This window comes from uncultured Campylobacter sp. (genome assembly GCF_905372745.1).
GTDB lineage: Bacteria > Campylobacterota > Campylobacteria > Campylobacterales > Campylobacteraceae > Campylobacter_A.
The window spans coordinates 1-12,670 of record NZ_CAJPQR010000050.1 but is presented as its reverse complement, the minus strand read 5'-3'; the positions used below and the strand labels follow the sequence as shown (position 1 = coordinate 12,670).

The following is a 12,670-nucleotide window of genomic DNA, read 5'->3' as shown; positions in this document are numbered from 1 at the left end:
CTACTGCTAGCCAGCCTTGATCATTTATAGGGATTACTTTAGCCGTTACGTTTTGGCCCTTATAGTTGGTGTAAGGGATTAGCCCGTTTTCGTCAAATTTTTTAGCTGCAAATGCCTCAGCTAGATATTTGCTTGCGGGAACGGTTTTACCGACGTTGTTTGGGTCGTTATGCATTAGTATTAGGCCGTCTTTATTCATCAGATAAACATAGCCGTATTTTGTTTTGCCCATTTCAAGGATTTTTTTACTTAGAGTGTAGATTTTTAAATCAAGGCCGGCGACGCCCGCAAATTTACCGTTCTGGTTTACGGGTACGGCAAAAGTCATAACAAGCGTCTGATTTATAGCATCTACGTACGGCTCGGTATATATCGCATTATTTTCGCTCTTAGCCTGCACGTACCATCCTCTCGTTCTAGGGTCGTAGTTGTCTTTTTCGGGAGTTGTTTTAGTATTATCGGACTGAAAATAATGTCCGTCGTCTTCTCTACCGAAGTATATGTCGCTTATTACGGCGCTAGCGTGACTTTTTTCGAACGCTAACGCTTTTAAAATATCCTCTTCGTCGTGTTGATTTTTAGAATTATCGGCTAGACTTTTAGCCGCGCCCAGATAATCCTCAAAAAAAGTATCGGTAGTGATTTTGATATCGCTTAAAATTTGATCTTGAGTTTGACTAACCAGCTCCACTACTTTATCTCGCGCCGTATAGTAGCTCACTGCCGAAATAGCGGCAAAAGACGCGACTAGCGCAACAATAAGCATGGTAGCGATTTTGTTCGTGATGGATTTAAACATCGCTTTTTCCTTTAAATTATTTTTTAACATTGATTATACGGCTAAAGCGTTAAAAAAAATACTTAATGAGCTTATTTGTGCAAAATTTAGAAAAATCGTCGTATAATTGCAGAATGTTTAAAATTTTTAGAATCTATGATTTTATAAAAGATGATGAAAGTAGCGATTTTTACGGCGTATTTATCGATAGACTCTATCCTCGCGGGATAAAAAAAGAGATTTTTAGCTCGTTTTTATGGCTAAAGTCCGTCACGCCTTCAAGCGAGCTAAGAAAGTGGTTTCATGAGGATAAAGAGGCCAAATTTAGCGAGTTTAGGCTTAAATTTAAAACCGAACTAACGACGGCAGAGGCCAAAGAAGGGATTAAACAACTGCTAAATTTAGCCAAAACGCACGACAAAATCGCGCTGCTAACTGCCGCAAAGGACGTAAATTTAAGCCACGCGCCTATCATTTTAGAAGCCCTAAATGCTCGGTAACGCTCTGCGGAGCTTTAGATCTATGCAGTCAAATTTGCAAATTTAGCAGGACGTGAAGCAAATATTCCAGACGGAATAGGCGTAGTTTAAATAGTTTTTGATTGGGCGTGACGGGAGCATACATATAGTATGTGACCGAACGCCTTAATCAAAAACTACTTTTGAAATCCGTCATTTATGGGGAATTGAGCGGTAAAAGGTTTTGATTAGTGTCGGCAGTAGCACTAGCGCCCCCAGCAACATCATTATCATAACAAGATCTGTTAAAAGTCCAAAATATATCGTCGGGATAAAGTTGCTAGTTACCATTATGCTAAAGCCCAGGATAATCGCAAACGAGGTGTAGTACATCGCGTAGCCGATACTGGCGTGCGAGGCCTTGATCGACTCGGCGACGTTTTTGCTTCGAAGCTCGATTTTTAGGCGGTGTATGTAGTGGATGATGTCGTCCACGCCGATACCTATGCTGATAGCCGCTATCGTAATACTCATGATATCAAGCGGGATACCCAGCGCGCCCATGACGCCAAACACCGCGCAAAGCGGGATCAAATTTGACGCGATGGCGATGGCGGCTAGCTTAATACTTTTAAAAATAATGCAAAAAACGATAAAAAGCGACAAGATAACAAAACCAAAAGAATCAACTTGCGAGGCGATGAGGCTTTGAAGGAGGTTGTTATAAAGCACCATCGCGCCGCTAACTTGCACGCTTGCGTTGTCGTTTGCGATCAAATTTGCGATATCGGTTCTAAGCTCGCGCAAAAACTCGTCCCTGCGTAGCGCGTCGTCGCTATCAAGGGTTCGCGCCGTAAAGCGCAGTTCGTTATCCTTTATGCTTACATAGGGGCTTAGGATTATGTCTTTGTACTTTTGCGGTATCTGTTCGTATAGGATCGAGAGCATGAGGCCGTCGGCGGGCTTTTGCGTGATGCGCTCGACGATCTTTACGACGGTATTTAGGCTGCTAGCGTGCCCGATAAAGCGCTTGTTTTCTAGGTAGTTATGCACCTTTTTTGCGACATCGATTTTATGCTGATTAAACCAATATTTATCCTCGTTCGCGCTAGCGGCGAATTCGTCGTCAAATTCGTCCTTAGGCCCGTTTTTGGCCGCCTTTTCGTCAAATTTGGGCTTGTTAAATTTGATCAATATATCAACAGGCACCGTTCCGCCCAGCTTCGTATCAATCACCTGCATACCTTTGTGGATTTCGGTCGTATCTTTAAAATAGCTTATAAAGCTGTTTTCGACTTTTAGCTTTGAGATGCCGTAAAGCCCAAAAATAAGCACTGCAATGCTAATCGCGTAAACGGCGCGACTGTGATTTAGCGCAAATGCGGCGCAGTGCTTGGTAAAGCTAAATTTATCCTCAAACGTCCTAACCGGAGCGAGCTTTGGCATCAGCGCCATCGCGGAGCCAAATAGCAAAAATGCGAGCACGAGCGAGATAGAGATCGACGCACTCATCATGATACCGAGCATTATGATAGGTTTGATATCAGAAAGCGCAAGCGACAAAAAGCCGATAACGGTCGTAAATATAGCAAAAAACGACGGACTGGCCTTATCGCGCAGCGTGAGATAGACTAGCTGACGGTTGTTAAGGTGCGGCTTGGTAAGGCAAAACTCGCGGTAGCTCACGATCAGGTGGATGACGACGGAAATCGTGATGATGAGCTGAAGAGCGATGTAGTTTGAGCTAATCACCGTGATCTCCCAGCCGAAAAACCCAAACAACCCGCTCGCCCAAATAACGCTAATCACGCAGATAAAAATCGGCATAATGATGTAGCGAATCTGCCTAAAAAACAGCCAAAGGCAAAAGACCAAAAGCAGAGTCACGCTGATGCCGTATGTCGCAAGATCAGAGCGCACGAAGCTCACCATATCATCGGCGATCATATTTGCCCCGCCTAAAAACAGGCTCTCGCCTCCGCCGAATTTCGCTATCGTCTCGCGTATCTGCTCGATCGCGGCGTGCTCTTTTATACGCGCTTCGTCGCGGTGAGCTTTAAACTGCGCATTTACGGTGCTTAGACGCTGTTTTTGCTCGCTTGTGATGTTGCCCTCTAGCTTGGCGTTTAGCAGGGCGTTTCGCTCGTTTAGTATGCTTTGATATTTCTCATCGGTCTTTAAATTTAGCACGATCGCCGTAGTTTTTAGATCGCGGCTAACGAGGTTGTTCGTATATAGCGGACTATCCGCAAACTCGCGTCGCACCAAGGTTTTGTTTATATCGGCATCGGCAAGGCTAGGTACATGCTTAACTAGCTCGCCAAGATCGTTAGTTCCGCTTTGAAGCAGCGGGATGTTTAGTACCGAAATGACGCTTGAAACAAGATCGTTCTTTTCTAGTTCGCGGCTTAAATTTTCTATCTTTTCAAGCGTGGAAGGTGCGAGCAGATCGTCTTTTGGCGTGTAGGCTATAACTAGGTAGTTTGGGCTAACATAGCGTTTAGAAACGTCTCTAAAGACGGCCAGATCTTTATCGTTTTCAAGTAGCAGCGTCTCTGTAGACGCATCAACCTCGAGCTTGCCGCTAAAGTATCCAAAAACCAGCGTCGCGGTTAGCACGCCCGCGATAACGCTCTTTGGAAAGTCTACGATAAATTTAAAAATCCGCTTCATCAGCGCCTTATTGCGGAGCTTGGACGGAGTTTAGCTTGCTAAGCAAATTTTCAAAGCTCTCGTTTTCCATCAGGCTGTCAAACTGGCTGCGGTAGGTCTGAATGATGCTAACGCCTAAAATTTCGACGTCGTAGATGAGCCAGCCGCGCTCTTTGGCGTTATAAAATTTATACGTAAAGCCGTAGTTTTTGCCGTCCTCGCCGACCAAATCGGCATTTAGAAAGTAGCGATTTTCGTTCGGCTTGGTTACGTCTTTAAAATTTATAGTTTGGTTTTTGTAGCTTAAAAGCTTATCGACGTAGCTTGATTTTAATCTCTCTTCAAAAGCTTTGTTAAATTTAACCTTTTGCTCGGCGCTTAGGTTGTTGTAGCGCTTACTTAGGGCAATCTTTGACATCTGTTCGTAGTCGAAATACGGGTCAAAAACGGCGAAAATTTTGCTTATTTTCTCGTCTTTGCTCAAATTTGCGTTTTTTAGCACCTCGATAGCGTCTTGCGTCGCTTTTTGCATCGTAGGTTTTATCTGCTCCTCGCTGATCGCAAAGAGGCTAACCGCGCTAAAAAACGCAAGCAGAATGATTTTTAAAAACTTCATTTTATTCCTTTATTAAATGATTTCGGCGCTGTTCGTATGCGTCGCGTAGAAACGGATACAGATCGATCGCGTCTTTTTTAAGCTCGTCGTAAGCGTCTGGGTGCAAAGACAAGAGATTGCCTTGCCGAAAAGACTTTATCGCAAACGAATCTAACATCGGTTTTACGTAGCTGACGGGATCTAGGTAATAATCCCCGACCATGCCTGCCATATCGCGTAAATTTGAAGGCCCCAGAAACGGCAAAACCACGTGAAATCCGCTACCAACGCCCCAGTAGCCTAGCGTCTGACCCAAGTCCTCGTCGTGGCGCTGCAGATTGTAGTATTTAGCGCCGTCGGTTAGCCCGCCAAATCCGATAATCGTATTTGCCAAAAATCTCAGCGTTTCCTCGCCCGCCTCGCTAAATTTAAGCTGCAAGACGTTATTTACGAAGCGGACGGGATATAAAAGGTTATCAAAAAAATTTCCCGCGGCGGTTCTTGCGGCCTCAGGCACCACGTAGTTGTATCCTTTTACCGCAGGATGGATGGCGTTTACATACATAAAATCGTTAAAACCGGTCATCATTCTATTATAACCGCTAAGCGGATCGAAAATCTCGCTAGGCTGCGTAAATTCGTCGTCAAATTCGCCCTTTTCCTGCGTTTGTTCGGCAAAAACGCAACTAAAAACGAGCAAAAAAGAGAGTAAAATTTTTCTCATCGAATCTCCGAATTTCAAGTCTGCAAAGGCAGTAATCTAGGATTTTATCTCAATGTAGCTTTTAAATTTATAAATTTCAAAACGCCCGGTATTACGAAGTTTACTTAAGTTATTTTTCATATATATTTAAATATACTTCCTAGCAAATTATTTTTTTATATTGATAGAATTTGGGGGATTTTCATGAAAGCAGACGTTAGTTTAGAGCTATTTTTAGATAGCGGCGTATCGGTGCTGGCTAAACATATAGAGCTTTTAAAGGCCGTAGAACACACCAAAAGCATAACAAAAGCCGCCGAGTACGTCGGCATCTCGTACAAAAACGCATGGGACAGCCTGGACGCGCTAAATAACCGCTCAGACGAACCGCTAATCGCAAGAGCCGAAGGCAACAAGAAAAACAGCGGCTCGGAGCTCACTGCGTACGGCAAAAAGATGATCGCGCTATACGACGCGATGCTAGAGAGCCAAAAGATATTTTTAGAAAAAGTTTGTTCAAATATAAACGTCGATACGAACGAAATTTTAAATTTACAGCGCATGAGCATGAGTCTAAGCGCCAGAAACCAGCTAAGCTGCGAAATCACGGAGATAAAAACGGGCGCGGTAAATTCGCAAATCAGCGCTAAGCTCTCAAACGGCGAAATTTTACGCGCTAACGTCACGGTCGAGTCTGAAAAAAATCTAAATTTAAAAGTCGGCAAAAAGGTCGTATTTATCTTTAAAGCTCCAAGCGTAATGCTCGCAAAAGAGGAAAATCTAAAGCTAAGCGCGGCAAATTTATTAAAAGGACGCGTTATCGAGGCTAAAATCGGCTCCGTAAACGCCGAAATCGTGCTAGAAATAAGCAATCATCAGACGATAACCTCTATCATCACCAAAGAAAGTGCGATGCAAATGCGTATCGGCGTGGGCGACGAGCTGGTAGCTATAATCAAAGCAAGTCAAATCATAGTAGGAGTATAAAAAATGAAAAAAACATTTTTTTCGCTAGTCGTCGCGGCCATCGCGGCTTTTAACCTAAACGCGGGCGAGATCAACGTATTTGCCGCAGCAAACGTCACATACGCGTTTGACGAGCTAAAAGCGGAGTTTGCTAAATCAAATCCGGACACCAAAGTAACCGTCACTCTAGGAGCTAGCGGCGCGCTATCTACTCAGATCAAAAACGGCGCTCCGGCCGACGTTTTCATGGCTGCGAATATGAAATTCGTAGAGGATCTATACGACACCAAATTTGCCGTAACCGAGCCTGTAGTTTATGCTCAGGGTGCACTTGCGCTATTTACGATCAGAGATATCGATCTAGCTAAGGGCATAAATGCGGTAGAAGGCCTAAAAGCCATCGCAATCGCAAACCCAGAAACCGCTCCGTACGGCAAAGCTAGCATCGAAGCCCTAAAAAAAGCCGGTATCTACGATAAAGTCGAGAAAAACGTCATCCTAGCAAAATCTATCGGCGAAGCTCTAAGCCAAGCTCTAAGCGCTGCCGATGTAGGATTTATCGCGGCTTCTGCTATGTACGATAAAAAAATGGCCGAATACAAAGAGGGCAAAAACTTTATCCTCATCGATCCTGCACTCTACACCCCGATCGATCAAGGTATGGTTATCCTAAAACACGGCGAAAACAATCCTGAAGCCAAGGCTTTCTACGACTTCATCAGAAGCGACCGCGCGAAGGAAATCTTTAGAAAATTCGGATACGTCGTCCCGTGATAAAGGCTAAAATTTCGGCGATAGAGCAAAACGACGGCGTTAGCGTTTTTGAGTTTAGCGCCGAAAATTTGAGCCTAAAAATGCTCTCTTTGGAAAATCTGCAAAATTTAAAAATCGGCGACGAAGTTCGGCTAGGCTTTAAAAGCTCGGACGTATTCGTCGCTACTTCCCCGCTTTTAAACTGCTCGGTCTCAAACGAGATAAAAGCCAAAATTTCAGATATCCAAAAAGGACAAATCACGAGCTCGCTGCATCTAAACGCGGGCGAGTTTGAGTTTGAAAGCATTATCTCGACGGCATCGCTAAAGCGGCTAAATTTAACGCTCGGCGATCAAATTTACGCCTACGTCAAGGCAACCTCGCTCTACATCGCATGATAGAACTAAACTGCATAAAAAGCCTAAACGGCGCGAACGGGAAATTTCATTTAGACGTAAATTTGAACGTAAAAAAGGGCGAGTTCGTCGCTCTATACGGCAAAAGCGGCAGCGGCAAAACGACGCTACTGCGCCTGATCGCGGGCTTTGAAACGCCTGATAGCGGAACGATAAAAGCAGGCGGAAGAACGCTTTTTGACGGTAAAAACTTCGCTCCGCCGCAAAGCCGAAATATCGGGTTTTTATTTCAAGACTACGCGCTTTTTCCAAATATGAACGTGATGAAAAACCTGCTTTTTGCGAATAACGACGTAAATTTAGCGCGCAAGCTGCTGGGTCTTGTCGAGATGAGCTCACTAGAAAACGCCGCTATCTCGCAGCTCTCAGGCGGTCAAAAGCAGCGCGCCGCCCTAGCCCGCGCTCTAATGCGAAAGCCTGAAATTTTACTACTCGACGAGCCTCTCTCGGCCCTTGATAACGCCATGCGCGAAAAACTGCAAGACTACCTTGCCAAGGTGCACGCCGAGTTTGATATGACGACGATTTTGGTTAGCCACGACGTCGCGGAGATCTACAAACTCGCGTCCAAAGTCTTCGTACTTGACGGAGGCAAAATAGCGCAAGAAGGCGGGCCGGGCGAGATATTTTTGAGACACAGCGGCTCGCAGAAATTTAGCCTGCCGGCAAAAATTTTAGAGATCTCAAAGCGCGACGCCATCTACGTAGCCGTAGTCTCCGTCGGCGGGCAGCTTTGCGAAGTAGCGCTAAGCGCCGCGGAAGCTGCAAATTTAAAACCGGGCGACGAAGCGTCGATAAGCGCTAAGGCGTTTGGGCTAAATTTACAAAAAAACGGTAGCGAAAACGACGAATTTTACGGTGCGAAATCAGGCAAATTTGACGAGCGAAACGCCGAGATTTACGCGCAAAACGAGCCAAAATGAGTATCGACTTTACGCCCTTTTACCTCTCGCTAAAGCTTGCTTTTATCTCGACTGCGATCCTATTTTTTCTCATGCTGCCGGTTGCGTTTTGGCTTAGCCGCGCGAGTTTTAAATTTAAACCCGTGCTAGAAGCCGTGATATCGCTGCCTCTGGTGCTACCGCCTTCGGTGCTTGGATTTTACCTACTGGTTTTTCTCTCGCCTTACAACTTTTTGGGTAAATTTTTTGAAGAAACCTTTGATATCCGCTTAGTTTTTAACTTTTCAGGCCTCATCATCGCTAGCTGCATTTACTCGCTGCCGTTTATGTTTCAGCCGCTTCAGGCGGGCTTTGCGAGCCTGCCAAAGAGCCTTTTTGAGGCGAGCTACTCGCTAGGCAAAAGCAAATGGGAGACGCTTTTTAGAGTCGCCTTGCCAAACATCAAACCCTCGCTTCTAACCGCGCTCATAGTGAGTTTTGCGCATACTTTGGGCGAGTTTGGCGTCGTGCTGATGATAGGCGGCAGCGCCCCAGATAAGACAAAAGTCGCTAGCATCGCTATCTACGAGGCCGTCGAGCTCATGGACTACACCAAAGCGCACGTTTATTCGGCGATTATGCTGTTTATAAGCTTTGCAGTGCTATTTTTAGTCTATTTTTTCAACAATTCACACGCAAAGAGGACGCAATGAAAGATATAAACGCAAATCCGGTCAAATTTAGCGAGCTAACGGACGGCAAAAACTGCATCGTTTTTACCTATCCCAAAATGGGCGAAAGCGGGAAGTTTTTACCCGAAAATTTAAAGGATTTAAAGGGATTAACCGGCTGCACGCTTCAGTGCAAAGCCTATCAAGAAAACCTTGCAAAGCTAGAATCCGCAGGCTTTACGCTAATAGCCGTGGGCTCTCAAAGCGTAGAAAAGATGAATGAATTTAAACAAAGCGTAGGTGCGAATTTTATCTTTTTGAGCGACGAAAACTTCGAGCTAGAATCCCCGCTAAATTTACAAACCTTTACCACGAACGACGGCAAGAAATTTTACCGCCGCCAAACGCTGATTATGAAAAACGGCGAAGTCGTAAAAAGATTTAACGACGTGGCCGAGCCCGCAAACGACGCGACAAACGTACTTGCAGCCATAGAGCGGCTTTAAATTTTGGCCGATTTCGCAAGAGGGAGAGAGATTTAGGGCTCAAATTTGGACGCGAATTTGAGCCGTTTTGAACTCAAATTTAGGCCCCAAATTTGACGCCGAATTTAAAACGCGCACAAGTAAAAGCGCAAGTCAAATTTTAAATTCCCGTCAAACGCAAATTTAACCTAACCCAAAATAATTTTTTTATATAATTACGTAAAAATTTAGGCGGGATATGAATCTTTTTTCCATAGAATTTGGCTTGTACTTTTTTATTTTTTGGCCGATTTATTATTTTTTAAACGCGCGCCCGCACCTACAAAAAGCCGTTTTACTCGCTTTTTCTTATCTGTTTTTAGCCTCGTTCGGACTTAAGTTTTTAATCATAAATTTTATCTTTAGCACTGCGATTTTTCTTTTTGCGAGGGCGGCTCAGGACAAAGACTCAGTAATCCCGTTTGCCGCGGGCGTTATTTTCGTGCTTTGCGCGCTTACGTTTTTTAAATACGGCGACTATTTCGCAATCAAATTCACTCGCCTGCACCTAGAAAACATCGCGTTGCCGCTTGGCATTTCGTTTTATTCATTTATGAGCATTTTGCTGCTAAAGGCCGTGCGAGACGGCGAGATAGAGGCGCCGGACTACCTTGATACGCTCATTTTTCTTAGCTTTTTTGCCGCGATTATTTCGGGTCCGATTTTGCGGCCAAAACCCTTTTTCGAGGCGCTAAACTCCCCAAAGGTTTTTCGCGCCAGCCCCGCCATATTCGCGCTTTTGTGTTCCGCGCTTTTTAAAAAGCTCATCGTCGCAAACCATCTTTTCGAGATAGTTAATCCCGTTTTTGCCGCGCCCACCCTGCCCGCCTCGCAGCTTTTAGGCGCGCTTTTTGGCTACAGCGTGCTGCTTTACGCCGATTTTAGCGGCTACGTGGACTTCGTGACGGCGCTAGGACTCATGTGCGGTTTTGTTTTACCGCAAAACTTCAACCGTCCTTTTACGGCGCGAAATTTAAAAATTTTCTGGCAAAATTGGCACATCAGCCTTATGAATTTTTTTAAAGAGTGCGTCTATTTCCCGCTGGGAGGCAGTCGCGGCACGCAGGCGCAAACGCAGCTAAACGTGATGCTAGTCTTTGCGATCTCTGGCGTTTGGCACGGCGCGGGGCTTAGCTTTTTACTCTGGGGGCTCATCCACGGCCTTGGCGTCGTGTTTTTAAACTTAACCGACGAGCGCAAATGGCTAAATTCGGTCATACTTGGACGATATTTTACGTTTATTTTCGTGAGCATGGTTTGGGTGTTTTTCACGATGGATTTTGAGGGGGCGGTGCGCTATATCGGGGCGATTTTTAGAAACTCGGGCGGAGAGCTTCTTGCGATTTGTGCGCTGTTTGCGTGCGTTTTTGTCTTTGTATTTCTATACTCCGCGCTTGACGTTTATCCGGTTTTGGTTAAGTTTTTTGAAAATATAAACGCCCTTTTTTCAGCCGTTTTTTTGGCGATTTTTGGGATAATTATCTACTTTTTGATGCCGTCCGGTATGCCTAATTTTATATATCAAGGATTTTGATGAGAGCGTTTTTTGGGGTATTTCTCGCGTTTTTTACGCTGATTGCGCTATTTTTGCGACCGCTGTCAAACTACTACGAAGCCAAATATCAAAAGGATTTTTTCATCACGGACGAGCGCGCGATGGCGCTGAGCGATAAATTTATAAGCGCGGCCGAGGACGGCTTGCAAAGCGCAAAATCGGCTCTGGATAAATTTACGCGGGTCTTTTGGACTAAATTTAGCAAGCCGGATTTAAATGCCGTGAGCGCGGCAACGCAAAATCAAACCGTAAATTTAAACACTCAAAACCAACAAAACCAAACCGCAAATTCAAGCGCTCAAAACCAACAAAATTTAACCGCAAACTCTAGCGCACAAGATGAAGCGAATTTAACGGCGCAAAACGCTCAAATTTCCCCCGTCGTATCCGATTTAAATTTAGACGAAAACGGCTCGCGGGACGCAAATTTAGCGAGTTTAGCGCAAAAAATCGCGCAAGAAGATAAAGCGCAGCAGCCAAAATCCCACGCTTTTGACATCGAACTAAATGAAAATTTAGGCGTCATCTTGATAGGCGACTCCATAATGCAAGGCTTTGGCTGGGGCTTTGAAAACACGCTAAAAACAAGCAAAATCACGATAAAAAATCTAGCCAAAGCAAGCACGGGACTAACTAATAAAAAATTTTACGACTGGAGCGAAGAGCTAAAAAATGCGCTGGAAAATCTAAAAAACCGTCCGCAAAATTTACTGATTTTAGCGCTTTTTGGCGCAAACGACGCTTATAGCTATGCCTTTGAGGGACGCGCTCTGGAGTTTGGCACGGATGCGTGGAAGCAGGCTTACGAGGGCAGGATAGCGCAGATATACGACATAGCGGACGAATACGGCGCTCAGGTCGCATGGCTGGGGATGCCCTGCATGAGGAGCGAGAAATTCGACAAAAAAATGAAAACGCTAAATCTCATCTACAAGGACGCCGCACAAAAACGAGGCGCGCGCTATATCGACATCGGCGGCGCGATCTGCGATAACGGCAAATATCTAAAGCAAGGCGCTGATAACAAGCCACTGCGTAACGACGACGGCGTGCATATCAGCCTAAACGGCGCCAAAAAGGTCGCTATTTACGTCGTGGATAAGCTTTTAAACGAAAAAAACGATAATTTTTAGCAAGGCGCCCGCTTTTGCTTGCTAAATTTATGCGGCCCTGCCTTTTTAAGAACTTCTTATTTACTTCTTTTTTTGAAATTTACATGCCAAAACGGCATAAGCGGCGTTTTGCTTGGTTTAAATTTGGCTACGAAGCTTAAATTTAGCCGCAGCGGTATTTGTAGCCGTCTAAAGGATACGGCAAGACTTTACGGCGCTAAGGCTTCGCTAAAGTCTTTAGCTTGGTATCGGTTTGCGGCAAAAATCATACGAGGTTTAAAGATAAACGAATTTAGACCGATTATGGATTGTTTTTGATTTTACGGATGGATTTAAAGAGAGTTGCGGGACGTTAAATTTAGTCCCGCAGGTTAGTAAAGGAGCGATTTTGCTCCTTTAATTTAGATTACGCGTTGGTGACCTCTAGGACGTTTGAGTTTAGATTTGCGCTAAAGTAGTCAAAGTGCGCTAGACCGGCAAGCTTAACTAGGTTGTCGTTCGCGCTTAGTACATTGCTTCTGCCGTCGTTATCTCTTACCAGATACGTCTCGTTACCGTAAGAAAACGCCCAAATTTTATTAGCCACGTTAGCGCCGCTACTTGTTA

Annotated in this window: 14 protein-coding genes; 9 read left to right on the top strand and 5 right to left on the bottom strand. The window is 44.8% G+C overall.

The window, feature by feature from the left end:
- On the bottom strand, positions 1-799 hold a 799-nt coding region (locus tag QZ157_RS10290), incomplete at its 3' end, for a cache domain-containing protein (RefSeq protein ID WP_295145290.1).
- Positions 800-912: 113 nt separating this feature from the next.
- Here QZ157_RS10290 and QZ157_RS10285 point away from each other — a divergent pair.
- Positions 913-1,278: a DUF488 family protein gene (locus QZ157_RS10285; protein ID WP_295145289.1), complete on the top strand. Its 366-nt coding sequence runs from the start codon at positions 913-915 to the stop codon at positions 1,276-1,278.
- Positions 1,279-1,449: 171 nt separating this feature from the next.
- On the opposite strand, the gene QZ157_RS10280 is transcribed toward QZ157_RS10285, so the two are convergent.
- Genes QZ157_RS10280 through QZ157_RS10270 form a run of 3 tightly spaced genes read right to left on the bottom strand, consistent with a single transcriptional unit; the run spans position 1,450 to position 5,207 of the window.
- On the bottom strand, positions 1,450-3,909 hold the full coding sequence (locus QZ157_RS10280; protein ID WP_295145287.1) for an MMPL family transporter: 2,460 nt from the start codon (positions 3,907-3,909) through the stop codon (positions 1,450-1,452).
- A gap of 7 nt (positions 3,910-3,916) precedes the next feature.
- Positions 3,917-4,504, bottom strand: coding sequence for an ABC transporter substrate-binding protein (locus QZ157_RS10275; protein ID WP_295145285.1), 588 nt, complete (start codon positions 4,502-4,504; stop codon positions 3,917-3,919).
- Position 4,505: 1 nt separating this feature from the next.
- Positions 4,506-5,207, bottom strand: coding sequence for a VacJ family lipoprotein (locus QZ157_RS10270; RefSeq protein ID WP_295145284.1), 702 nt, complete (start codon positions 5,205-5,207; stop codon positions 4,506-4,508).
- A gap of 183 nt (positions 5,208-5,390) precedes the next feature.
- Between QZ157_RS10270 and QZ157_RS10265 the strand changes: the two genes are divergently transcribed.
- The 8 genes from QZ157_RS10265 to QZ157_RS10230 all read left to right on the top strand — a co-directional run bounded on the left by QZ157_RS10265 (position 5,391) and on the right by QZ157_RS10230 (position 12,085).
- Positions 5,391-6,173 carry a TOBE domain-containing protein gene (locus QZ157_RS10265; protein ID WP_295145282.1) on the top strand — a complete coding sequence of 261 codons (783 nt, stop codon included), beginning with the start codon at positions 5,391-5,393 and terminating at the stop codon, positions 6,171-6,173.
- 3 nt (positions 6,174-6,176) lie between these two features.
- Complete coding sequence (gene modA / locus QZ157_RS10260; protein WP_295145279.1) at positions 6,177-6,926, top strand: molybdate ABC transporter substrate-binding protein; 750 nt, start codon at positions 6,177-6,179, stop codon at positions 6,924-6,926.
- Entirely contained in the window at positions 6,923-7,303 is a 381-nt protein-coding gene (locus QZ157_RS10255; protein ID WP_295145276.1) for a TOBE domain-containing protein, read from the top strand. Before modA ends, QZ157_RS10255 begins: the two co-directional genes overlap by 4 nt.
- Entirely contained in the window at positions 7,300-8,244 is a 945-nt protein-coding gene (locus tag QZ157_RS10250; protein ID WP_295145274.1) for an ATP-binding cassette domain-containing protein, read from the top strand. Before QZ157_RS10255 ends, QZ157_RS10250 begins: the two co-directional genes overlap by 4 nt.
- Positions 8,241-8,915, top strand: coding sequence for a molybdate ABC transporter permease subunit (gene modB / locus QZ157_RS10245; protein WP_295145271.1), 675 nt, complete (start codon positions 8,241-8,243; stop codon positions 8,913-8,915). Before QZ157_RS10250 ends, modB begins: the two co-directional genes overlap by 4 nt.
- Positions 8,912-9,379, top strand: coding sequence for a redoxin family protein (locus QZ157_RS10240; protein WP_295145267.1), 468 nt, complete (start codon positions 8,912-8,914; stop codon positions 9,377-9,379). Before modB ends, QZ157_RS10240 begins: the two co-directional genes overlap by 4 nt.
- A gap of 217 nt (positions 9,380-9,596) precedes the next feature.
- Positions 9,597-10,931 carry an MBOAT family O-acyltransferase gene (locus QZ157_RS10235; protein WP_295145265.1) on the top strand — a complete coding sequence of 445 codons (1,335 nt, stop codon included), beginning with the start codon at positions 9,597-9,599 and terminating at the stop codon, positions 10,929-10,931.
- Positions 10,931-12,085 (top strand): DUF459 domain-containing protein, encoded by a 1,155-nt coding sequence (locus tag QZ157_RS10230; RefSeq protein WP_295145262.1) that lies wholly within the window; start codon positions 10,931-10,933, stop codon positions 12,083-12,085. The genes QZ157_RS10235 and QZ157_RS10230 overlap by 1 nt, the downstream gene beginning before the upstream one ends.
- Positions 12,086-12,470: 385 nt before the next feature.
- Here the strand turns inward: QZ157_RS10230 and QZ157_RS10225 are convergent.
- A partial coding sequence (locus QZ157_RS10225; RefSeq protein ID WP_295145259.1) for a hypothetical protein occupies positions 12,471-12,670 on the bottom strand: 200 nt, incomplete at its 5' end.